General features: G+C 36.9%; 40 protein-coding genes and 1 pseudogene. 10 read left to right on the forward strand and 31 right to left on the reverse strand.

Annotation, left to right across the window (positions count from 1 at the left end; all coding sequences use genetic code 11):
- Positions 1 to 14 precede the first annotated feature (14 nt).
- The 30 genes from V7077_RS04160 to V7077_RS04305 form a co-directional block, all read right to left on the reverse strand.
- Positions 15 to 1,706 (reverse strand): terminase TerL endonuclease subunit, encoded by a 1,692-nt coding sequence (locus tag V7077_RS04160; protein ID WP_335498595.1) that lies wholly within the window; start codon positions 1,704 to 1,706, stop codon positions 15 to 17.
- Positions 1,696 to 2,262 carry a hypothetical protein gene (locus tag V7077_RS04165; protein WP_335498596.1) on the reverse strand — a complete coding sequence of 189 codons (567 nt, stop codon included), beginning with the start codon at positions 2,260 to 2,262 and terminating at the stop codon, positions 1,696 to 1,698. Before V7077_RS04165 ends, V7077_RS04160 begins: the two co-directional genes overlap by 11 nt.
- Positions 2,263 to 2,452: 190 nt before the next feature.
- Complete coding sequence (locus V7077_RS04170) at positions 2,453 to 2,842, reverse strand: HNH endonuclease (RefSeq protein ID WP_335498597.1); 390 nt, start codon at positions 2,840 to 2,842, stop codon at positions 2,453 to 2,455.
- A 97-nt stretch (positions 2,843 to 2,939) separates the two neighbouring features.
- Positions 2,940 to 3,092, reverse strand: coding sequence for a hypothetical protein (locus V7077_RS04175; protein WP_335498598.1), 153 nt, complete (start codon positions 3,090 to 3,092; stop codon positions 2,940 to 2,942).
- Positions 3,093 to 3,520: 428 nt separating this feature from the next.
- Positions 3,521 to 3,754 (reverse strand): hypothetical protein, encoded by a 234-nt coding sequence (locus tag V7077_RS04180; protein WP_335498599.1) that lies wholly within the window; start codon positions 3,752 to 3,754, stop codon positions 3,521 to 3,523.
- Between the two features lie 40 nt (positions 3,755 to 3,794).
- Positions 3,795 to 4,337 carry a site-specific integrase gene (locus tag V7077_RS04185; RefSeq protein WP_335498600.1) on the reverse strand — a complete coding sequence of 181 codons (543 nt, stop codon included), beginning with the start codon at positions 4,335 to 4,337 and terminating at the stop codon, positions 3,795 to 3,797.
- Positions 4,334 to 4,789, reverse strand: coding sequence for an ArpU family phage packaging/lysis transcriptional regulator (locus tag V7077_RS04190; RefSeq protein ID WP_335498601.1), 456 nt, complete (start codon positions 4,787 to 4,789; stop codon positions 4,334 to 4,336). Before V7077_RS04190 ends, V7077_RS04185 begins: the two co-directional genes overlap by 4 nt.
- A 71-nt stretch (positions 4,790 to 4,860) precedes the next feature.
- On the reverse strand, positions 4,861 to 5,034 hold the full coding sequence (locus V7077_RS04195) for a hypothetical protein (protein ID WP_335498602.1): 174 nt from the start codon (positions 5,032 to 5,034) through the stop codon (positions 4,861 to 4,863).
- Positions 5,035 to 5,045: 11 nt separating this feature from the next.
- Entirely contained in the window at positions 5,046 to 5,219 is a 174-nt protein-coding gene (locus V7077_RS04200) for a hypothetical protein (RefSeq protein ID WP_335498603.1), read from the reverse strand.
- 119 nt (positions 5,220 to 5,338) lie between these two features.
- A complete protein-coding gene (locus tag V7077_RS04205) occupies positions 5,339 to 5,476 on the reverse strand; it encodes a hypothetical protein (RefSeq protein ID WP_335498604.1) in 138 nt (45 codons plus the stop codon).
- A 32-nt stretch (positions 5,477 to 5,508) separates the two neighbouring features.
- Positions 5,509 to 5,802, reverse strand: a complete 294-nt coding sequence (locus V7077_RS04210; RefSeq protein WP_335498605.1) for a hypothetical protein — start codon at positions 5,800 to 5,802, stop codon at positions 5,509 to 5,511.
- 9 nt (positions 5,803 to 5,811) lie between these two features.
- Complete coding sequence (locus V7077_RS04215; protein ID WP_335498606.1) at positions 5,812 to 6,015, reverse strand: hypothetical protein; 204 nt, start codon at positions 6,013 to 6,015, stop codon at positions 5,812 to 5,814.
- Between the two features lie 16 nt (positions 6,016 to 6,031).
- Positions 6,032 to 7,306, reverse strand: a complete 1,275-nt coding sequence (locus tag V7077_RS04220; RefSeq protein WP_335498686.1) for a DNA cytosine methyltransferase — start codon at positions 7,304 to 7,306, stop codon at positions 6,032 to 6,034.
- Positions 7,303 to 7,560, reverse strand: coding sequence for a hypothetical protein (locus tag V7077_RS04225; RefSeq protein ID WP_335498607.1), 258 nt, complete (start codon positions 7,558 to 7,560; stop codon positions 7,303 to 7,305). The genes V7077_RS04220 and V7077_RS04225 overlap by 4 nt, the downstream gene beginning before the upstream one ends.
- Positions 7,553 to 7,672, reverse strand: coding sequence for a DUF3983 domain-containing protein (locus V7077_RS04230; protein WP_335498608.1), 120 nt, complete (start codon positions 7,670 to 7,672; stop codon positions 7,553 to 7,555). The genes V7077_RS04225 and V7077_RS04230 overlap by 8 nt, the downstream gene beginning before the upstream one ends.
- A gap of 110 nt (positions 7,673 to 7,782) precedes the next feature.
- Entirely contained in the window at positions 7,783 to 8,250 is a 468-nt protein-coding gene (locus V7077_RS04235; RefSeq protein ID WP_335498609.1) for a DUF1064 domain-containing protein, read from the reverse strand.
- Positions 8,251 to 8,346: 96 nt separating this feature from the next.
- On the reverse strand, positions 8,347 to 8,832 hold the full coding sequence (locus tag V7077_RS04240) for a dUTP diphosphatase (protein ID WP_335498610.1): 486 nt from the start codon (positions 8,830 to 8,832) through the stop codon (positions 8,347 to 8,349).
- Positions 8,829 to 9,101, reverse strand: coding sequence for a hypothetical protein (locus V7077_RS04245; protein WP_335498611.1), 273 nt, complete (start codon positions 9,099 to 9,101; stop codon positions 8,829 to 8,831). The genes V7077_RS04240 and V7077_RS04245 overlap by 4 nt, the downstream gene beginning before the upstream one ends.
- The gene (locus V7077_RS04250; RefSeq protein ID WP_335498612.1) at positions 9,101 to 9,304 is read right to left on the reverse strand and encodes a hypothetical protein; all 204 of its coding nucleotides are present in this window, start codon (positions 9,302 to 9,304) and stop codon (positions 9,101 to 9,103) included. Before V7077_RS04250 ends, V7077_RS04245 begins: the two co-directional genes overlap by 1 nt.
- A gap of 46 nt (positions 9,305 to 9,350) precedes the next feature.
- A complete protein-coding gene (locus V7077_RS04255; RefSeq protein WP_335498613.1) occupies positions 9,351 to 9,545 on the reverse strand; it encodes a hypothetical protein in 195 nt (64 codons plus the stop codon).
- Positions 9,546 to 9,771: 226 nt separating this feature from the next.
- Complete coding sequence (locus V7077_RS04260) at positions 9,772 to 10,110, reverse strand: hypothetical protein (RefSeq protein WP_335498614.1); 339 nt, start codon at positions 10,108 to 10,110, stop codon at positions 9,772 to 9,774.
- Complete coding sequence (locus V7077_RS04265; RefSeq protein ID WP_335498615.1) at positions 10,103 to 10,360, reverse strand: hypothetical protein; 258 nt, start codon at positions 10,358 to 10,360, stop codon at positions 10,103 to 10,105. The genes V7077_RS04260 and V7077_RS04265 overlap by 8 nt, the downstream gene beginning before the upstream one ends.
- A gap of 171 nt (positions 10,361 to 10,531) precedes the next feature.
- Positions 10,532 to 11,341, reverse strand: coding sequence for an ATP-binding protein (locus V7077_RS04270; protein WP_335498616.1), 810 nt, complete (start codon positions 11,339 to 11,341; stop codon positions 10,532 to 10,534).
- Between the two features lie 29 nt (positions 11,342 to 11,370).
- The gene (locus tag V7077_RS04275; RefSeq protein WP_335498618.1) at positions 11,371 to 12,258 is read right to left on the reverse strand and encodes a phage replisome organizer N-terminal domain-containing protein; all 888 of its coding nucleotides are present in this window, start codon (positions 12,256 to 12,258) and stop codon (positions 11,371 to 11,373) included.
- A 90-nt stretch (positions 12,259 to 12,348) separates the two neighbouring features.
- The gene (locus V7077_RS04280; RefSeq protein WP_335498619.1) at positions 12,349 to 12,693 is read right to left on the reverse strand and encodes a YqaI family protein; all 345 of its coding nucleotides are present in this window, start codon (positions 12,691 to 12,693) and stop codon (positions 12,349 to 12,351) included.
- Between the two features lie 14 nt (positions 12,694 to 12,707).
- On the reverse strand, positions 12,708 to 12,887 hold the full coding sequence (locus tag V7077_RS04285) for a hypothetical protein (RefSeq protein WP_335498620.1): 180 nt from the start codon (positions 12,885 to 12,887) through the stop codon (positions 12,708 to 12,710).
- Positions 12,880 to 13,617 carry a BRO family protein gene (locus tag V7077_RS04290; protein ID WP_335498622.1) on the reverse strand — a complete coding sequence of 246 codons (738 nt, stop codon included), beginning with the start codon at positions 13,615 to 13,617 and terminating at the stop codon, positions 12,880 to 12,882. Before V7077_RS04290 ends, V7077_RS04285 begins: the two co-directional genes overlap by 8 nt.
- A gap of 177 nt (positions 13,618 to 13,794) precedes the next feature.
- Entirely contained in the window at positions 13,795 to 14,148 is a 354-nt protein-coding gene (locus V7077_RS04295; RefSeq protein ID WP_335498623.1) for a hypothetical protein, read from the reverse strand.
- A 14-nt stretch (positions 14,149 to 14,162) separates the two neighbouring features.
- A complete protein-coding gene (locus V7077_RS04300) occupies positions 14,163 to 14,294 on the reverse strand; it encodes a hypothetical protein (RefSeq protein WP_335498625.1) in 132 nt (43 codons plus the stop codon).
- 24 nt (positions 14,295 to 14,318) lie between these two features.
- On the reverse strand, positions 14,319 to 14,552 hold the full coding sequence (locus V7077_RS04305; RefSeq protein ID WP_335498626.1) for a helix-turn-helix transcriptional regulator: 234 nt from the start codon (positions 14,550 to 14,552) through the stop codon (positions 14,319 to 14,321).
- Between the two features lie 146 nt (positions 14,553 to 14,698).
- Here V7077_RS04305 and lexA point away from each other — a divergent pair, with 146 nt between their 5' ends.
- Complete coding sequence (gene lexA / locus V7077_RS04310) at positions 14,699 to 15,661, forward strand: transcriptional repressor LexA (protein WP_335498628.1); 963 nt, start codon at positions 14,699 to 14,701, stop codon at positions 15,659 to 15,661.
- Positions 15,662 to 15,664: 3 nt separating this feature from the next.
- Here lexA and V7077_RS04315 read toward each other — a convergent pair whose 3' ends face one another.
- Positions 15,665 to 15,817 carry a hypothetical protein gene (locus tag V7077_RS04315; protein ID WP_335498630.1) on the reverse strand — a complete coding sequence of 51 codons (153 nt, stop codon included), beginning with the start codon at positions 15,815 to 15,817 and terminating at the stop codon, positions 15,665 to 15,667.
- A gap of 41 nt (positions 15,818 to 15,858) precedes the next feature.
- Between V7077_RS04315 and V7077_RS27705 the strand changes: the two genes are divergently transcribed.
- From V7077_RS27705 to comGG, 9 genes and pseudogenes are all read left to right on the forward strand, one after another.
- On the forward strand, positions 15,859 to 16,089 hold the full coding sequence (locus tag V7077_RS27705) for a helix-turn-helix transcriptional regulator (RefSeq protein WP_420489608.1): 231 nt from the start codon (positions 15,859 to 15,861) through the stop codon (positions 16,087 to 16,089).
- A gap of 151 nt (positions 16,090 to 16,240) precedes the next feature.
- Complete coding sequence (locus V7077_RS04320; RefSeq protein ID WP_335498631.1) at positions 16,241 to 17,647, forward strand: recombinase family protein; 1,407 nt, start codon at positions 16,241 to 16,243, stop codon at positions 17,645 to 17,647.
- A gap of 16 nt (positions 17,648 to 17,663) precedes the next feature.
- Positions 17,664 to 18,308, forward strand: a pseudogene (locus V7077_RS04325) (ATPase, T2SS/T4P/T4SS family); the annotation flags it as partial.
- Positions 18,295 to 19,326: a competence type IV pilus assembly protein ComGB gene (gene comGB / locus V7077_RS04330; protein ID WP_335498634.1), complete on the forward strand. Its 1,032-nt coding sequence runs from the start codon at positions 18,295 to 18,297 to the stop codon at positions 19,324 to 19,326. The pseudogene V7077_RS04325 and the gene comGB, both read left to right, overlap by 14 nt.
- A 21-nt stretch (positions 19,327 to 19,347) precedes the next feature.
- Positions 19,348 to 19,656: a competence type IV pilus major pilin ComGC gene (comGC, locus tag V7077_RS04335; protein ID WP_335498688.1), complete on the forward strand. Its 309-nt coding sequence runs from the start codon at positions 19,348 to 19,350 to the stop codon at positions 19,654 to 19,656.
- A gap of 8 nt (positions 19,657 to 19,664) precedes the next feature.
- Positions 19,665 to 20,105: a competence type IV pilus minor pilin ComGD gene (comGD, locus tag V7077_RS04340; RefSeq protein ID WP_335498636.1), complete on the forward strand. Its 441-nt coding sequence runs from the start codon at positions 19,665 to 19,667 to the stop codon at positions 20,103 to 20,105.
- A 10-nt stretch (positions 20,106 to 20,115) separates the two neighbouring features.
- Positions 20,116 to 20,427, forward strand: a complete 312-nt coding sequence (locus V7077_RS04345; RefSeq protein ID WP_335498638.1) for a hypothetical protein — start codon at positions 20,116 to 20,118, stop codon at positions 20,425 to 20,427.
- A complete protein-coding gene (gene comGF, locus V7077_RS04350) occupies positions 20,375 to 20,851 on the forward strand; it encodes a competence type IV pilus minor pilin ComGF (RefSeq protein WP_335498640.1) in 477 nt (158 codons plus the stop codon). Before V7077_RS04345 ends, comGF begins: the two co-directional genes overlap by 53 nt.
- A complete protein-coding gene (comGG, locus tag V7077_RS04355; RefSeq protein ID WP_335498642.1) occupies positions 20,848 to 21,231 on the forward strand; it encodes a competence type IV pilus minor pilin ComGG in 384 nt (127 codons plus the stop codon). The genes comGF and comGG overlap by 4 nt, the downstream gene beginning before the upstream one ends.
- The last annotated feature ends 52 nt before the right edge of the window (positions 21,232 to 21,283 follow it).

Consider the following 21,283-nt stretch of genomic DNA (forward strand, 5'->3'; position numbering starts at 1 on the left):
TGTCTCACCTCCTTCTAAATAACCTGGGCTCCAAAATCATTCATTCCATACAGCATGTCTTGTTGAAGTAAATATATGGATAAGATAGTGGACACTACCATATCGACTTTACCGGCAGACTTCTTTTTATTCACATATTTATTTAGGTTGGTATCTTCAGTGCAACGGGCATTTTGAAAATTAATTTCAAGCATTAAATTTTCATCATAGTGAAACAACTTTTTAAGTACAAGTTCTTTCAATAGCTTGGTTGGCATATGCAAAACACTAGAATGTTGTTTTATTTCCACGCACTCATAACCAGCTGCTTCGAGTTTCTGTATAGTACTGATAGCGTTATAACGGTCATAGCCTATTTGTACAATTTCAACCCCATATTTTTCCTCAAGAGTTAGAATGAAATTCTCTACAAATGAATAGTCAATAACCTCATCTCCACATTCAAAACACACACCTTTACTAATCAGCCTATTGTAATCAACTTTTTCTTTCTTTATTTTCAGCAATCTTTGGTCCTTAGGAATAAATCCCCAAGTTTTCGAATATATCATGTCATTATGTTCAGTTACCATTGCCACAGAGGTATTATCATCAGTTTGGGATAAGTCTAATCCAAGATAGACGCGTTTCCCTCTCCAGAACGCTAAATCTTCCTCAATTTTGCATTCTTTTACTTTCGTAATATCAATATAGCCCTCAACCCCAAGGCCTTTATATTTAATATTATTATGCTTACACAGGTAGTTTTCTCGCTTGTTTTCATACAGAATGGCCGTTGTTCGCATATCCTTGATTGCTTCAAAAATGTAATCATTTGACACAGCAACAGGATTGCTTTGAAAAATGACTAAATCCTCTGTTTGCCATTGGTCATTCACTAAAAATTCATCATCTGGCTCATAAAGTAAAGCGAATCTTCTCTTATTATCGTATAAACCATCTAACACTTTTTTGGACATGTCGATTTCGTCAATCATGGCATTATTATCATTGGGATACTGAGTACTAATAATAATCCCTAGTTTATTGAAAAGTGTAATCTGTGAGGATCTCATTGCTTCGATTGGATAAGAGTCCATTGCACCAGCTTCATCCGCTAGGAAAGCATTAGCTAGTTTACCGTCCATCTTGTCTTCAGAGTAAGCAAGTGGAATATATTCACTCTCTGTTAGCAGGCATCTGATTTCACTTCTAAGAATCTTAAAAACATCCTCTTCAGCTAATGCAGGGCTAACTTTGATTATTTTTCGAATTGCAATTTTTAACTCACTTGAAAGTTTTAAGTCTGGTGCCACCGAAAAGAATCGGCTGAACTGTGGGTCTGTTAACATGAGCAAAATAAAAATAACCGCAGAATTGAATGTTTTGAAATTTTTTCTGGATATTTCCAAAACAGCGGTTATATAGTATCGAATATCTATATTCTTTTCATTAGTTAGCTTTGTACAAAGTATTGCAGTAATGAGAAACCAGGCATAATCCTCTAATCCTTCATACATAGGACATTGTAAATCCGGGTGGACCATTAATTTAAGGATTTTACACATCTTCCGATAAGCCTTTTCATCAAAATATGCCTCATCTGATTTTCCATCCACAATGTCAATCCATGCCTGAGCTTGTTTCTTTACATACCTACCGACTTTTCGGTTATCTTCTTCCACACACCATTGAGCATATTGATAAGCTTTACTATCAAGCATCATTCAACGCTTCCAAGAGTTTATTGGATGATTTCTCTTCTGTTTTTGGAATACTTCTTAATGCTGCCGCTATGGTCATTATGTTTTCCTTTTCGATGTCCAGAAGCATTTTTCGTTTGGTCTGGAGGATTTTATCTATAGACATCATGCTTCCTGTTAGCTTGGCAATCTCTTTGGTAAACTCTATTAATTTTTCGACTTTTTCATCTGGAGCTAACTCATCACAAATTTCCTCAAATCCGCTTTTTAATTGTTCAATCAAACAAAAGAAATATTCTCTTCGTTCTTCCAATTCATTGCATTCCGCTATCATCAAACAGTACCGGTTTATTACTGGCTCATAGATCGCGTCGTTCTTTTCAATATTCTTGAGCAGGTCATTAATTCGTTTGAACTCTTTATGTGCAATGGTATTGCTTTTTACATTGGAGCGTTCCTTCAATGCAACTCCAGTAGCAAGCCTGCTTTCACCTTGCTGCCTTTGTTTCAATTCCTTTTTTGTTCGATGTGATTTCTTCTCACTATTCAGAACTACATAAGGTTTAGAAGGTGTTGGCATTGTTTTCACTCCTTTCAAAAGCTGATCTGGGAATATTTTGTGCGTTCGAGTGGGGACGTGGTGTCACAGGTTTAACTTTTTAAAAAAATTAGACTGGGGGGGATTATTTCAACAACTTTTGGTAAAAACAGACGATTTTATGACAAAATACTGATAAAAACGAGCCATAATCAGCTATTTTATTATGATCTTAAGCCAGATAGGTTTGCTCTTGCTGCGCTGCTATGCGTAGCAGCTGGTGCCTGTCTATCTCTCCTGCCTCAGCCATCTTATGATGATAGCTGCATAAACAGATAAGATTATCATCATCTAACCTCTTATTCCAATCCTCAACGATAGGCACAATGTGGTGTACCTCTATGTTAGTGAATGTGTATTGATCCATAGTGTTATATAGTTTGCGGATACACACTTGGCACAGATGTTTGTCACGTTCATTGATTACCTTACGTTTCCTTTGCCAAGCCTTGGTCCATCTGAATCTATCAATGGCTGTAGGTTCTTTAAGCCTCTTAGGTTTCTTAGGGCACTGATAGTTACGTGCATGAATAACTCCACAATAACTGCAGCTCTTTAACATAACTAATCCTCATTTCTGTATTCATACCAGTTATAACCCATATATATAAACAGGACAGTAAGCAATTGACCGACAGCATAACCAAGTATAAATAGTTTCATTTCCTTCTGATCGCTCCATTGTGCCTGGTATATACCGGCATGTTCATTCCCATTAGTTCTTCTATATCTTTAGTGGATAATTGCTCTTGCTTCCTTTTACGTTTCTTCTTAGGTGACTTACTATTAAGCTGCTGTTTATGTTCTTTCATAAGCATCACCTCAACCGTTATTCATTCCAAACTAAGTTAAGTCCTTAGCTCACTTTGCAATGAACATAAAAAAAGACGATGCTGCCCCAAGTCGCAGTACCGTCTTTTACAATTAGATCGAGCAAGATCTACTAGAATAAAAAAATATCTAGGTTATTTCCGTAACCTATAAATATTCATACTACAACTATAGCATGTTCAAAACAAAATACTCGTTCTATTTTCCTTCAATTATCTCCCACTAAAATTACCCATATCTTATATTGTGTGTAATTCACCAACCAGCCGAATCCATTGATATCACTAATTTAAACAGAATTCTTAAAAATGAATTACACATTAATTTAATGAAGCGAATTCATTATTTATTATATAAAAAAACACTGTGCTGCCTTTAATTACATAGCACAGTGTTTTCATATAGTTCATTAACTTCTTTGAGACTCAATGAATTTCTTTATCTGAATTAACTCCTTCATATTTCTATATCTTAATAAACTTGCACACTCAATAAATATGTTATTTAGTTGCTCTTCAAAGTCTTTTCTTAGGGATGATGGACAATCTAATTCATCAGGAGTCGCTTTTTCAAATCCTTCTTCGCTTTCATGGCAACATTGTTCAAAAGCATTCCATAAACAATGGTTATTTGTACAATTCAATTTCTTTACTCCTTTCTAATACGTAATATTTATCTAGTGCTTATATTTTAAATTCCTTTATCGCTTTGTTCATTGCATCCTGGTCAATACCAATATATCTAAGTGTAAAGGCTGGATCGGAGTGATTCAGTATCTTCTGAAGCAAGGCCACATCACCAGTTTGTTTGTAAAGATGATAACCAAATGTTTTTCTTAATGTATGGGTCCCGATATCATCTAGTCCTACATGTGCTGCCGCATTACGTAATATCTTATAAGCCATGCTTCTGCCTATTGGCTTATTTAAACCTTTTCTGCTTTTGAACAAGTACTCATGGTCTTCTTTACCTTCGATATATTTTTTAAACTCACGTTGCAGCTGAGGAGTCATATCAATTCGTTTTTTCTTTCCTGTCTTCATTTCAATAATGTTGAAGTATGTGCTCTTTGCTTCCTTTACTCTAAGAGGCAGAATATCAGATATTCTAAGGCCTGAATTGATTCCAGTGACGAATAACATATAATTCCGTTCATTCTGCTCTCTTAAGTACCGTTTAATTTCAAAAATCATATCTGGATCGCGAATGGGCTGAACAAAGTTCATAGTTTACTCACACCCTGTTCATAGACTTCTATTTTGAGAGCAAAGGCCAGATTATAAAAGGCCCTTGCTTTTAATCTATAATACTTGCTCTCCGACATCCCCAATTTGTTATACAGCTCGTAATCATACATTTCTTCATCTTCTAGGTATCGTTTAACGATTATTTCCCGTTCTTTAAATCTAAGCCTATTCACGCCTTTACGAACCCATTCAATATATCTTTCGCGTTCCCTTTCTAGGTCCATTTTTTCAATTACTGCATTTTCAGTAGGTGAGTGGAATTCATTGGTGAATGCAGGAGGAACGAGCGAATAATTGGCTGTAATTTTTGGAATCTTTTCTTCTGGGACAGAAAGTAAAAGGATACGATATTGATCAAGTGCTTTTTCTACTTCCTCCTTTGTTTTGTCTCGGTCAATCCCAGGAAGACTGAATACTAATTGTTTGCTCACCTATAACCCTCCCATATGGTAAAATGAAATTCGTTAAGTGTTTACCAAGCCGGGAGAATTCCTGGCTTATTTTATTTTTCATTCCATCTGTTTTCTGCACCTTTATTTCCTCGCCATTTATAGTCCTTATAGATATTTTCAAAAGGCTCATTTCTTTTCGCCTTTTTAGTTGGCTTGATTGGATGTTTTTCAATATACGCTAAGCGTTCTTCCTCGGTCATATACCAGACAGTAACTTGTCCCATTATTCTCCCTCCTATTTAGCAAAAAGAATCTTAATCTCATTTTCCGCTTCTACGGTTCTACCAATCTTGTAGCCTTCAATTAGCACATGTCGTTCGTGCTCGGTTAATTTACGCTGCCATTCCTGCTCTAATTTATAGATAGCATCATTGTACATAATCTCTGGGTAATCTAAAGCTTGTCCCATATTATGACCTCCCTATCGATTAAGCCATATAATAATGGCCCCAAGTATAACAAGTCCGACCGGTTTGGCTATTTCTTTCAACATTTAATCACTCCTGTGCCTTTTACTCGTATAGCGTCCTACTCTAAGTTTCTAATCCATTCGGCTTTTTCTTGATAATCCTTATAACAATCATCACATAAATAAAGATTTTCTCCGTTTTCTTCAACGGTTTCTGTAATCTCTCCAACCTTGCATAAATCACATAAATCCTTCATTTCCATAACCTCCTTTGCGACACAATATAAGTCTAAGATGTAATTAAATCAAAAGTTGCTTTTCTAGGTCCTGTTGTCGGTGGAATCGTTGCTGCCTGATAAGGTGACCAACCTTTTTTTATACGATAATCAAATGTTCTTCTTCCTACCACAGCAACATTCACATAATTCCAATACAAACTTTTATCTTCATAGGTACTGTATTCTCTTATGGGAGTGTTAATTGCTTTTTCTTTATCCCACCCATACTTAACTACTCGACTACTTAATACGTCAGAAGCAATTCCATTTTGAGCAGCCTTTTTAAAATCTTCAGGTGTCAGCATTCAATACACCTACCCATTCAATTTAGATCCGCGCCGGCCATTTTTGTAATGTTGCTTCTTTTCCTTAGCTGCTTCATCTTTCATTTTCTTAATAATGCGGCGTAGACTCTTTACCTCTTTTTTCATGTTGATATTTGCTCGTTTTAATTGTTTGTTTTGTATTGTCACTTCTCCGAGTTTTTGCGTTAGGGTTTGGTAGTCAACTTCGTCCATGAGAGCAACAGCTCCTTTAATTTGCTACAGCAGGCTTATATCGATTGTGCTTAACGCAATATTCCGGAAGATTGGCTCTTACCAATGCATCTGCAAAAGGTGGAGGAACTGCATTTCCGCACCGGGCTATTTGTTCTGATTTAGGATATAGCTTACCTGTATAATCCTTATCGATAACGTAATTGTCTGGAAAGCCCTGACCAAAAAACAATTCATGAGGTTGTAGCATTCTCATTCCAACGTCTGTAATTTTGTAACTCTCTCCATGAACTGTCACTAATCCAAATCTATCCTTCGTGGTCACTGTATGAAGTGGATCTAATAAAGATTGTCCTATATCAGAACCGTAATATTTAGTAAGGAATGCTGAAACCAATCCAAATCGATTGCCACCGGCTGTTATGGTGTGTAAAGGTTCTGTTAACTGTAGACCTCTGACCTCATTCTTTGATGTCTCAGTGTAATAGCTTGTGATAAACGATGATGTTAATGGTTCTATTGGAGCAATAAATGGATTTTTGTTTTCAACAACAAATTTCTTAATTCCTCGATTAATCCTTCGTAATGTATTGTTTGATAAAGGTTTTTTTCTCTGGAAAATAGACGGAGTACCGATATTCCAATCAATAATTTCTGAAGCTGTATGCCATGGTTTTAACCTACCTGCTTGTACTTCTAAACTCTGTGGATCCCCATGTGTTGGCTGAGGCCATACAATCTGTTTTCCATCGCATCTTGCTACCATAAAAAATCTTTTTCGAATTGTAGGAGCTCCAAAGTCACAAGCTCTCAATTCTTTGAACTGAACCTCATAACCTAAAGCTTCTAGAGATTTAACGAATGATTGAAATGTCCTACCTTTTTTACTTTCATCCGGATAACCATCATTAGTTAACGGGCCCCACGTCTTGAATTCTTCAACATTCTCTAACATTATGACTCTAGGTTTTACAGCAATTGCCCACTTCACTGCAATCCAAGCTAACCCTCTGATTTTCTTTTCGACAGGTTTTCCGCCCTTAGCCTTGCTGAAATGCTTACAGTCCGGAGAGAACCAAGCAAGCCCCACCTTTCTACCTTTGGCTGCTTTAACCGGGTCTACATCCCACACACTCTCACAATAATGCTCGGTGTCAGGATGATTTGCTTTGTGCATGGCTATAGCAGATGGATCATGATTAATCGCAATGTCTACTGATAATCCTGTAGCCATTTCAATACCTGTCGATGCACCACCACCGCCTGCGAAGTTGTCCACTATGATTTCTCTAAATAAATCCAGTTGCACTATTCATCCTCCTTCACACCAAACTTACTTAAAAAATGTTGCCGAATTTTAGCGGCTGTAACCTCACCAATCCCCGGCCACTCTTCTAATCCTTCAAGGAGATTTACCAGGCATTCAATATCTGATTCCCTTTGCTCTTTCGCTCCAGCATCAAAACCACGGTTAAAAATTAAAGATTCCGTTAATTTTAGGTCTAGTTGATAATTGATCTTTGGTTTCGACTGCTGGTCCCGTTTCATCTTTCGGATACTACCCATTTAACACACCAGCTTTTACAAAAATATTGCGCCAAGCTATCTTTACTTGTTCTTTCTCACGCTTCTTAAATGCCTTTTTAAGCCTTCTTTTTCTTTTTGCTTTGTTTGCCATTACTTACACTAACTTTCGGTATTTCTTCACCGCCTAGTCGCTTACAATCGGTCCCAAAGTGACTAGCGCATTTTTTATAAAGGGGACAGCGTGAAAAACACACCATCCATTTATCCTCTGCCTGTTGCCATGCTGTTCTGTCGTCTGCGATTACCACTTTTGCTTCCAGATTCCTTCACAGCCTTTCTCAACTTCCGATTTTTGTTGAGCTGCTCTAATTCCATCCATCCCCCATCGATTTGGCTGTATGTAACAAGTGATAGTTTATGAGGGTACTTGTATTCAAATAGTTTTTTCTTGATTTTAAAATCAGTAGTTTCAAACCCTTTGCAGTCAACTACCTCGATGCTTCCGTCTATATGATGTATTTCAAAATCAGCAACATAATCAATTCTTCGATACTTTTTTCCGTTCTTCTCAAAGGCTTCTTGAAGCAAATACCTCGGCTGCATGCGGAAAAATAAAATCTGTTTATTCGCTTCGAGCCATTTCAATTGATCAAAGTATCTAGCCTCTATCTTGGAGTCAAAAAGGTGTCCATCTTTTTCGACCTTTTTTGAGTTATACTTACTTGCCATCTAGTTTCACCCTTATAAAGCTCTTTAATTTCTCCAATAGTTCATATAATGCTTGCCTTTCCCTTTTCTCCTGCTTCTTTTGCTGGCGTTTGTTCATCAGTACCACGACTCCTGCCTAGCATGATTAATCGTGTTTTTAGCACCATAAGCGGCCTCAATTTCTTTCCAACTGAACCCAAGCATTTCTCCTAAGCCCGCATAAGCTGACCATGCAGCGCTATATGTTTTAGGAGAAAAATGTATACTCAGTACTGAAAACGCATTGTATAAACCAATAAATAACTCAGTGAACGTCTTAGCTTTGATTGGTCTAATATTTAATTCCTCAATGCCGTTTTCTAAGCCGATAGAAAGCAGGAAATGCACTCCGTCCACATATTCCTCAAGAATCACTTGTCTTTCACTTGCCGGTTTATGACTCCAGAACTTAAAGCAGCGTGTTTCGTTAGCCAGCTCCCCAAGCTCCACTAATAGAGCTAACACTTTCTCATGATGCCGGCTTGTCCCTTCTTGCCGCGGATGTTGTTCCTCAATATGTGCATCTAACTCGCTTTGAAGCATAAAAAGTTTGCCTAAATTCATTTACTTTTCCCCTTTCGTCTATATCTCTTCTTCCTGGGTACTGATCCATACAGCCCGCCTTTTCTCGGTCTGATTAAATTTTCCAATTCGCAGTGCATCACTAGGAGCGCTACTTCATAATGCTTAATCCAAAAGTGATCCGCAATTTCTCCGATAGGCTTACCTGCTTTCCACATTTCAACGAATTTCTCAATTTGCCTTTGTGAATAATCCATTTTTGCTTCTGGCATAAGGATGATACGATTCTTTAAGCTATCAAATCCGGACATTAGAACCACTTTCCGCTATCATTGTTATCGTCAATTTCCCTAAAGGAAGCGAGTACCAATTCATATTTCAATTCCTCATAATCACATTCATGAATGGATTTACCAGTTTGAGATTTAGTGATACCCAAAGCTAGTAATCTTTCTAAAATAAATTCCTGTTTCATATTCTTTTGAAGTTTTACAGAGTTGTAGAGAATACCCATATAGACAACTCCTAACTTTTTATAATTTTCTCGTATTGCGACATAACTAATTAACGTTTTTCTGACTGATTAACGCCTTGAATACTTCAACAGTTTGCTCATGGTAATGCTCTTCTGAAACTTCTGCAATTTCGTCAATAACACCCCAAAACAAGTGTATTTTTTCATCATTAATTTCTAAGACAATCCCATTTTCATCGGCATAAATCTTTTTTGCCTTTTGAATATCTGTTACTTTCATCGTTTCATCTCCTTCCTTCGCTATATTGGTCACTTAAGACTCAATTGAGTTGAGTAGCATTGGGCACATAACCCATCCACTGCATAACCGTTATGTCTCTTGCACCTTGGGCAGATCTTAGAATCTGTTTTCCAGGTAACTTGGCAATCAAGGCACTGTAGCTTTACCTGTGATTTACGCTTATCCACCACATAAGCATTGCCGCCGCATTTCGGACATCTGGGGCTCATACCTTTGCCAACTCCTTTAAGCGGGCATTTTCCTCTGCGAGTGATAAATTTTCCTGAAATACCCGAAAACGTGTACTGCTTTTCAGCTTTTTTATTTCTTGGTCCTTAATAGCTAATTGGACAAGGAGTCTTGTTTCCTGGAGTTTATATAAAGCGAGATCACTCTTCTGGTCTTCGATGATCTGCATGAATTGACCAAAAGCCTGCTCTTTTTCAGCTGCCTTTTCTGCCATCAAACCGGATTGGGTTTCAAGTAAAATAATTAATTCTGCCGCTTCCACCGGGCATTGTTTCACCCAATTAACTTTTCTTTCTAATTCAGTAAAATCAGCCAAGCTGTTCAACTCCCATCTTTTGAGCGAGTTCTCTAAACCATTGCTCATCTCCTATTTCAACTGCCAAGTGCTGCATCGCGAGTAAATCTTCATTTTGGATATCCAAAGGTGCTAATTCCAATTCCTCCGGATATCTTAGAGCGGCCGCTTTTCCGAACCGTACGCTCACTTCACACCAACTTTTCTTTTTACAGATGCCGATTCTTCCGGTGTCGATTTCCCTTACCCAATCACCTTCTGAGTAGCCCATATTTATGCGCCTCCTTTTTCTGATTAATTTCCATAAGAAACGCTTCAATCTTCCCTCTCCATACTTCATCCGATTCTGGACCACAAACAGGACAGCAGTTTGTCCGATAGCCAAAGCTACCAATATCATGTACAACACCGGTACCATTGCATATTTGGCACATAATAACCCTCACTTTATCGTTTTTGTTTTACGATAATCATCGGTGAATAAATCTATAAATCTTGTATCTTCATACATTCGTGAAAAAGCACGTTGTCCCACTACTTCACCTAAGTGAGTATCATCAAGGTTAGTAGTCCATATATTTGCTAATCCTAATCGTGCATCAATGATTTCTGTCCAGGTACGGACCGTCCAGCTGACATCATTTAGTTTTGTTGTTTCTACTCCCATATCATCAATAATGAGAAGATCTAACTTTTTCATATCTTCATATAATCGTTCAGACGAGCCTGAATCGAATGTTCCTTTAATTTTGTTGAACAATTCCACTGCTGGAATAAAACCTACCTTAAATCCCCTTGCTTTTAATGTTCGAGCAATAGCTTTAGACAGATGAGTTTTACCGGTTCCCGGATTTCCCATAATCAAGAGATTTTTCTCTTTTAAATCATCCTGGCTAAAAGCACCAACATAGTTCATAGCTTTTTGTTTAGCTTCTTTAATTAACTCGTTAACGGGTTGAAAATTCCTAAAGCCTGCCGTTTCTTTATCAGGAAGGAAATACCAATTCGATAAAAGTGAATCAACTCTTTTTTGAATCAATTCATCTGTAACCAAACTACTAAGTTCTTTTGTCCCGCATCTGTTACAAACTGTTGCAGCAGTAATGAGTTGTCTGGTTCCATCTAAGTCAAATTCCCATCCATCAATAGTTTCTTCTCCGCATTGAGAGCAATTGAATTTCTTTAGTAATATATCCCGAAGCTCAACTTTGCCTTTTAAATCAGGTCGGATATTAAAAATCATTCTCTTCATTCGTTCGGGGCCTAATAATTTACTAATAGTTAATATGGCAGCTCATCCTCCAATCGTTTCAACCTTTCCATTTCTTCTGGAGATAAAGGTTTAATTGCAGCTTGCCGCTTTTTGCTTTCTTCCCCTTGTTCAAAAAGGGAGCCTTTTTTACTTGTTCCTGTTCTTACTGACTTTTGTTTATTGAACTTCTCTTGCTCATATGCTTTAATACGGTCCAGGCTTTTAAGGTTATTGTTAGACCATTCTTTCAATAGAAACTCTACAAATCCGAAGTACCGTTTGTTCTTGTTATCCGCTATGATAATTGCCTCATTCACTATTTCTGATATTCCATTAAAATCATCTACCCATTGGAAAAGTTTATCGGATTGAATTGGAGACAATCGACACAATAATCGTTCAAAGAGAACAACCGGATTTTCTAAAGTTGTAGTAGTAGTAAATTCTTTTTCTTTATCTACTTCTACTTCTACTTCTGTTTCGTTACCACGCGTTACTGTAACGTTACTTGGAGATTCGAGTAACGTTTCTTTTTTTCTTTGCCGGTGTTCAGCTACTCGTTTTTTTGTTTGCTGCCTTATTTTTTCTAATCCATCAATATTTTGATGCTTTTCCCAGTTAGTTATTGAGATAAAGTGATCATCATTTATTTCAATCATCCCGAACTGTTCGAAGGTTTTTAGAGCTAATCGAACAGTTCCTATTGGTCGATTGAAGATAGTCGATAACATTTCATCGGTATATGGAATATGCTCATTGAGAAAAATGTAACCTGATGCATTTGTTTTCCCGGCTTGAGCTAATAATTTAATCCAAATGATCAAAATGGTATCAGCTTCGGGAAGAGATTCAATCAAGCGTACTTTTTCATCTTCGAACATGTTCACGCTTAACTTGATCCACTTAACTTCTGTCATTTTTTCACCTTCTTGGAATAACTTGTACATATTGTGATAGAATAGTATTAAGGTTTTTTCTTTTGAATCCGATGTTGGCGCATCGGGTTTTTATTCTCCTGCAGTTTTCTTTACAGCTCCTAAATGATCACATAGATAATCAATTGCATTGATTTCTAATATCAATTCTCCGTCATGTTCTAAATAGTAATCACCTTTTAAAATCTCATCGCCCATTACATCATCACCAAAACTTTCTGGTCCTTCCTCGATTTCAAACCCAAAATAAAGAGCAATAATTAACGTATCTAGTGATAATTTATTTAATGGCTCCTCGTCCCCAGCCCAAAAATCTTGTACATGCCATGAAATGATACTTTGTTTATCCCCTTTTGATTTTTTCAATGCCATCTCTAAGGCATCAGCCTGGGATATTATTAGCTTGGCTTTTTCCATTTCCTCTCATCCTCTCAATCTCCTATGAATATATGAATCTGCTGCTTATTTTTTAATTCAAGTTCTTGCCTAATTGGTTCTACTTTACTCCAGCATTCAGATACACTATCTGCAAACACAAATTCTTTGAAGACGGTATAGAAGTTACCGTTAACCTTCAATGCATAATCAACCTCAAATAACATTTCAACCAACTCTTTTCTCCATTAACAGTCGGAATGTTTCTCTCCCTTTAGGAGAAATTAGTGTCTGAACATCAGCACGGCCATTTCGTTCCCACTCTTTTATCTGGAATAATTCAGGAACAAATTGAGCATATGGCTTTAATTTCCCCTTTGAATCACGATAGACAAACTTATTACTGATAAGCCAGTTTATAAAATCCCTTTCCTTTACTTGAAGCTCTTTTGCAGCGTCACGGAAATTAGTTAAAAGGTTGCGATCAACCAGAGCATCAAAGTAATCAGCTTTTGGCTGCATGATTGCTTTTTCTTCATTTAGCCGTCTTACTGTCAATAAAGTTGCTCTAAACATCGATTTCGTTTGTTCGTCAGCAAACGGAAGATATGTCTTGATGAACATTTCATCGTTAGCTATGTATCCTCCCGTTTTTCTGATACTTGGAATAACATCTTCAGCTACCCAATCGCTGAATTTTTCAGCTTCCTCTTTACGTGATCTAAAGATTAGTTTATAAAGTCCTGCTTCATTAACTGCTAAAGCGTTGGTTTTGTAATTTGAACCGTTATCGGTTAAACCGACAGTGGTTTTAAATTTTTCATTTAATTTTGATACGGCATCGGAAACATTTTTAATATCTAGAATTTCACACACATCTTTAGCTATAAACCAAACTTCATCACAATTAACAATGGTACGTACCTTATTGCCGCTGTAATTAAACGCTTTTTGAATCACATTCAACCTTCTTCAACTCCTTTCAGACGGTTTGATTAAGTACTTTTCAACAACCCACATTAATGCCATGGCGACCGGAAAGAATATACTGATAAAAACGATGTAGCCCATATGTTTTACCTCCTAAAAATATTCATTTAATCGCTAGACAATTTCTGCATATTGGCTAAAAAGAGAAAGCCATTAGGCTTTAATTTCAATGCTTTGGAGATAGAAATCACGAAGCTTTATGAATCTGTACAAATCATAATCAGCAAAGCCTCTGCCATAATCCGCAGTGCGTTTAAGGTTATCTGAAACATGATCAGGATTTTTGTAAAAATCAAAATCTCGAAAATACATTGTGTCTCTTTTTGTATGTCGAAACAGACATTCAACGTTTACAATTTCTGAGCTAGTTCCATCAATTGAATAAGCTACCAACTCAACATTTTCAAACCGATTACTGTTTAACAAATCATTAACAGTAACAAACACTTTCCCATCGCCCAATACTTTTAATGCCTCAAAATTGCTTGCTAAGTATTTTCCATCCACTTTTAATGCCTCCTTTATTTTGCTGTTTGACTTTCAGCAGCCTTTTTCTTTTCTGCAAGAATTCGAGGAATTGATGTCTTCATAAAAAACTTAGCCATTTCTTTTAATGTTTCTTCACTTATTTTTGGCTGACTCCCTGTTTGCATTTCTCCAGCTCCCAAGCCTTCTATTTAGTTTTGATAACTTTTGCAAGCATCTTCTATAAAAAAAATATCCTCAAAATTCATTTCTAGTTGATCCGCAATTCTTTTTGCTACTTTCCCGCTTGGAAATCTTTCTTCGTTAATAATTTGGTTAAAATAAGGTGGTGAAATCTCGGACGATTCCGCAAAACTTCTCTGTGAGTACCCTTTTTGCAATAGAAGTTTTTTAAATTCATTAGGATTCTTCAAATGGATTTTCATGTTTTCCCTCCCTTGCTTGCTAAAGTTATCTTCTAATTCCATATTAATCCATAGTGATAACATTTGCAAGCATATATTTTATAAAAAATCAAAAAAAGATAACATTTGTTAACTTTTCGTTTATAATGGGGACAGAGGTGATTGCTATGCCAAAAAGATTTGGTGACTACCTAAGAAAATTGAGAAATGAAAAAGGGTTATCAATACGTCAATTAGAAAAATTGTCAGGGGTCTCCAATGCTTATATTTCTCAAATGGAAACGGGAAAACGAGGAATTCCTACACCTGATGTTCTTAAGAAGATTCAAGAACCACTAGGTGTAGAATACGATGAGCTTATGCAAAAAGCAGGCTATATCACTCCAGAAACTCGTTCGTTGTTGCTTCCGGAAACAATTGAAACTCTGGAATCTTATGAAGAGCTTAATGAACTAATTGACAATGCAGCTGAGATATTTTTTGGATCAGTTGAGGATGATGATGGGATGCTTAAACATACGTTTCGTCAAATCTTATTAAATGAGGATCAAAATTTATCTGAAGAACAATTAGATGAATTAGTCCATGATCCAGACATCAAAGATAAATTGTTTAGTCATCTAACAGTGGATGAAAAAATTTACTTTCTGAACAGTATCATCAAAGATTTTGTAGAACGTAACATTGACCCAAGTAAAGTACTTAAAAGTACTGAACAAAAAATATCCGAAAACAAAGTGCCTATTTTAACAGTACCAGTATTGGGATATATTGCTGCCGGTCAACCTATTCTTGCTCAAGAACATATTGAAGATTGGATTGAAATACCCAACATGTGGAATTTAAAAACATCTGAGGTTTTAGTACTTAAAGTAAAAGGCGATTCCATGATTGGGAGTAGAATTTACGAAGGGGATAAAGTTGTAGTAAAGATTCAACCAGATGTTGAAAATGGAGAAATAGCTGTTGTAAACATTAATGGGGACGAAGCTACATTGAAGAAAGTAAAGAAAACAGAAAGTGGACAAGTCATCTTATGGCCTGATAATCCAAAATATGAGCCCACTTTCGTCAATAATGAGAATGCTCGAATCATCGGTAAAGTGATACAAGTTATGTTTGAACCTTAATAATTAGGTGATTTTGGACTTTAAATATCCTTCAATGCAAGCATAGCAAGGATTGTCAGATTCTTTTTTTAATTTATTTTCTATAACAATACGTTTAACAGATGTTTTTAAAAATAACTGTAAAAGTTTCTTTTTGGTCATCAACGATAATGACATGATGAATCCCCCTTAGATTGATTTGAAAAGGCGGTACTAAAATGTATTACCAAATCGGAAGGTGCCTACTTTCCGATAGGTTACGTGAAGTTGGAATGTCTCAATCCCAGTTAGCAGAACGTCTTAATGTCTCCAGACAGCAAGTTAACAAATGGGCTACCGATAGGCAGGGTATGTCCCTAGAAACGGCAAAGAATATCTGTAAAGTGCTAGATCTGGACAGAATAGACGATTTGTTCGAATGGGTTCCAACACGCCGATCTAGAAAGTAGGCGCAAGAGGAATGGGTATTTATACCTCTTCCGCGATTTGGTTGTAAGCTATACGGCTTACAGATATTAATTGTAAGACAATACATCCATTATGTCTCGACAAATAATACAACTTTTTACGACAAAAAATGACATACAGGGAGAGGAAACCATGACCATTGGTTTATATATACGTGTAAGTACGCAAGAACAAGCAAAAGAGGGTTATTCTATAGCAGCCCAAAAAGAAAGATTGATGGCATTTTGTTCTGCCCAGGGTTGGTCTGAGTACAAATTTTATATAGATGAGGGTGTATCAGCTAAAGATACAAATCGCCCCCAATTACAACAGTTAATTGATGATGCTAAAACAGGCAAAATCAATTTGATTTTAGTATACCGTTTGGACCGCTTTACCCGTTCGGTTAAGGATCTCTATACATTACTGGATACATTAGAGAAATATAAATGTGCTTTTAAGTCTGCCACAGAACTTTACGATACATCCAGCGCAATGGGCCGGATGTTTATTGGACTAGTAGCCCTTCTCGCACAATGGGAAACAGAAAACTTATCTGAGCGTGTAAAAATGGCTTTAGAAGAAAAGGTATCAGGTGGCGAACGTGTAGGAGCAATACCATATGGCTTCAATCTAAACGAGGATGAAAAGCTAGAGAAAAATGAACAATCTCTTGTCGTATTAGATATGATCGATAAAATTAAAAACGGAATGTCTGCAAGTCAACTTTGCAAGCATCTAAACAAGTTCAATAATGATCGTATCTGGTATCCTAATGGCGTATTACGCTTATTACGCAATCCAGCCATTTATGGGGCTACTCGATGGAATGACGAAGTATACGAGAACACTCATGAAGGAATTATAACGAAAGAAGAATTTATAAGGTTGCAAGGAATGTTGGAGGATAATTCCATTCATCACAATCGAGAAGTCGAAAGTACTTATTTGTTCCAAGGTGTTCTTACGTGCCCTCATTGTGGTCATTTCCTTTCTGTAAATCGTTTTGTTCGGAAAAGAAAAGATGGAACAGAATATCAGACCATTCAATATAAATGCCAACGCTGCTATCATAATGGTCATGGCATGTTATCTATTGGAGAACAACGTTTTGAGGATGCTATCTATGAATATATGAAGCATGTAGAAATTCCAGAGGTTGAGCCAGTTGAAGAAGAAGACAAAACTAGGGAATTATTGGTTAAACAATTAAATCAGATTGAAAAAAAACGGGAAAAGTATCAGCGAGCCTGGGCAGCGGACTTAATGACCGATAGTGAGTTTGAAAAACTTATGGAAGAGACTAGAGAAAGTTATGATGAGTTAAACGGTAAGCTTAAAAAAATAAAAACCCCTCTTCCAGTGGATAGAGAGGCAATGAAAAATATTGTGTTTTCTTTTAATGAAAACTTTCGGTATTTGAACCAAGAAGAAAAACGTATGTTTATATCTCAATTTATTAGAAAAATAAATTTCAAAACAATACCCCAGCCGCCTAAAGACAAGAGAAATAAAAAAGGTAAAGATTTGATTGTGATTCTGGATATAGAGTTTTATTAGCAGTGGTGTTTATGGTACAAGCCCGACCGGTTCAGGCAAAACCACAACTCTTTATTCCCTGCTAAACGAAACCGCCCATCTCTTTCATCGCAATGTTATCACCCTTGAAGATCCTATCGAAAAAAACTATGATTCCGTCCTGCAAGTTCAAGTAAACGAAAAAGCTGGTGTGACTTATGCAGCCGGTTTAAAAGCGATTCTTCGCCATGACCCGGATATTATCATGGTCGGGGAAATCAGGGATGCAGAAACAGCCAAAATCGCTGTCAGGGCTGCTCTTACTGGGCATCTAGTTCTTTCCTCTATGCACACTCGGGATGCAAAAGGAGCAGTTTACCGTCTCCGTGAATTTGGAGTGAACTGGCTGGAAGTTGAGCAAACATTAATTGCGGTTACGGCTCAGAGATTAGTAGAACTTACCTGCCCTTATTGTGAAGGGGAGTGTTCGCCATTGTGTTATTCCTATGGCAGATGGAAAAGAGCAAGTGTTTTCGAACTCTTATCCGGCCGGAACTTAAACAATGTCATGAAGGCAGCCAAAGGTGAAATGTTTAACACACAATACCGTACGTTAAAAGAAGTTATTAACAAGGGCATTGCCCTCGGCTATATTCAAGAAACCGAGTATGAACGGCTGGTGTATGAAGATGAGCCGTCATAAATGGACTGTAAATGAACAAGCCCATTTCTTAAGAAGAACAGGAGATTTACTGCTACGCGGGTATCCAATTGCCGAAGCAATTGAATCCATAGCATTACAATTGCCAGCCAATCGAAAGGAGGAATTATATGGGTGTCTAGTTGAGTTAAAGCAAGGTTCACCCTTTCATGTCGTATTGAACAATCTTGGCTTTCAAAAAGACTTGATTGGCTATGTCTATTTTGCTGAACAGCATGGCAGTTTTGCAGAAGCACTTTTGGAAGGAAGTGAACTCGCCCTATTAAAAGATAAAGACATGAAAAAGCTTTTAAAATTACTGCAATACCCATTGTTATTAATGTTTATTACTGGATTTCTATTTGTTTTCATCGAGAACACTTTACTGCCAAGATTTACAACACTGTTTGCTTCACTCGGACTCAAGGAGAATTTTTTCACGAAGGTCCTCTATGCCTTTGATGATTATTTCCCAACCGCCATTTGTATGGTTTTTACTACACTGTGTCTGACAGCCATCTATTATTTTTTTGTATTTCGAAAACTCCCAATCCTCAAGCAAAGGGTCTTGCTTGTACGTATCCCTATTCTGGGCAAAATCCTCAAATTGTTGTTCACACACTACTTTTCCATTCAACTAAGTTTTCTTTTATCCGGAGGCATTTCTGTCTCAGAGGCACTTTCCCTTTTTGAAATGAATTACAGACAGCCATTTTACAGCCAATTAGCAGAAGAAATAAGAATCAAACTGGTAACCGGGGAAAAATTGGACACGATTATCGCCTCCTTTTTCTTTTTCGAGAAGGAATTTCCGATGATTATTAGACACGGCCAAGAAAATGGAAAATTAGAGCAAGAGTTACTCTTTTTCAGCAGACATTGCGTGACAACCATGGAGGAAAGGATTGAAAAAAGCTTTAAAACCATCCAGCCTATTCTTTATATATTTATCGGCTGTTTAGTTGTATCCATGTATTTAGCGATTTTATTACCAATGTTCCATCTTCTTGATGGCATTTAAAAAATGGAGGAATTTAAAATGATGAAAAATGAAAAAGGGTTTACCTTAATTGAAATGATGATTGTTATGTTAATTATTTCCGTTTTGCTCTTGATTACCATCCCTAATGTTACTAAGCATAATTCTAATATCAACAATAAAGGCTGCGAAGCTTATGTGAAAATGGTTCAAGCACAGGTTCAAGCCTATCAAATGGAAAAAAATAAAATCCCAACACTCGCTGAATTACAAACTGCCGGTTATTTAAACGATGTCAAGGGCTGTCCAAACGGTCAAGAAGTTGCCATTGATTCGGAAGGTAAAGTCACTGCCGTTGCAAAAGCAGATTAATAACCATAATGACCAAAAATCAAAAAGGCTTTACTTTGGTTGAGTCGTTACTGGTTCTCTCGATTTTTATGATTATCTCCTTCATCACTGCCTTTTCCCTGCAACCGGAGCATTCTGTACTAGAAGATGAGATTTTTTTTACACAACTCCGTGCCGATCTCCTTTATGGGCAACAATTTGCTATTTCGCATCAAAAGGAAATTACCATTGTTATTTTGCCTAGTAAACACAAATATAACTTGTCTTTACAGGGACACTTGCCGCCTATCATTGAGAGATCCTTCTCCACCAATATTTATCTTACCGAAGGCTCAATGCCCTTATCGTTTAAATTCCTGCCAGATGGTAATATCAATAAATTTGGCTCCTTCTTTATCGAGACTAAGGAAAAGGAATATCGGATGACCTTTTTAATTGGAAGAGGACGATTTTATGTTACGGAGCAATAGGGGGTATTTTTTGCTGGAATTACTGCTGTCACTTTCGACTATGTTAATGATTTGCCTTTTCTTACTTCCCTTATTAATGGAGGTAAGAGAACAATCAAGGAAACTAGAGATAGAGAAAACGGCTCAAAAGATTATGTATGAGGAACTAAAGGCAAGAATCATTGACGGCCGGGCATTTACCAATTACACCATACGAGAGAATAATATCGAATATAACATTATCTGGGAGAATCCTAATCGGACTGGTCAAAAGGAGGTGTGTGTAAAAGTTGAAAAGAATTCAGTTTACCCAGAAGCCAATATTTGCGCTATCCTCGAATGAAAAGGCTTTTACGTTAATTGAGGTATTAATTGCCTTTTCAATCTTTTCCACAATCGTTTTCTTTATGGCTCCTATTTTTCAGATCATCCTAAACCAAAAAACCATGCAAATGGAAATGCAGGAAATGGAATGGGAAATTTTTTACAGTCAAGTAATAAAAGAAATAAGCACCGTCTCACATGCTGAGGTATCCTCTGGACGTTTAATACTAACTAAAGGTTCAGAAACCATTCAATATGAAAAATATGGTTCAAACCTCAGACGAAGGGTAAATTCAACGGGACATGAGATAATTCTTCAAAATGTTTCACAATATTCATTTACCATCGTGAATAATGCAGTGAAAATTACGGTTGTCGACTTATGGGGAAAAGAGTATTCAGTTATGGCCTTCTCCTTTCTAAAATGGACGACCAGTACATGAAAAACAGTGAGCATGGGTTTACCTATCCCCTAACGTTATGCACGTTACTTCTTTTCTTACTGTTTTTCTCCATGCATATTGAGCAATTACTTTCGGAACGAAAAATAGCAGTTGAAACAAAAGAAATTCATATGCAGGAATATTACTTTCTGTCTTCTGTCAAAAAAGTGGAATCGTTATACCAAACTCGCGGTACAATGCCTGCTAAAGGTACACTTATTTATCTAAATGGAACGGTCGATTATCGTGCGGAAACCCCTTCTGCCTATGTACAGATAGTGGATTTCACGCTTGTTCTTCATGAGCGTGAACCTATAGTGGGTTATGGGTACTTTGATACTCGTTCCAAAACGTTGATTAAATGGGTAGAAGTCAATTAGTTGTATGAACGATTAAAAAATGGACATAATGTAAGTGTAAAAGGCAGGTGTG

Source organism: Neobacillus vireti (assembly GCF_036962465.1).
Lineage (GTDB): Bacteria > Bacillota > Bacilli > Bacillales > Cytobacillaceae > Neobacillus > Neobacillus vireti_B.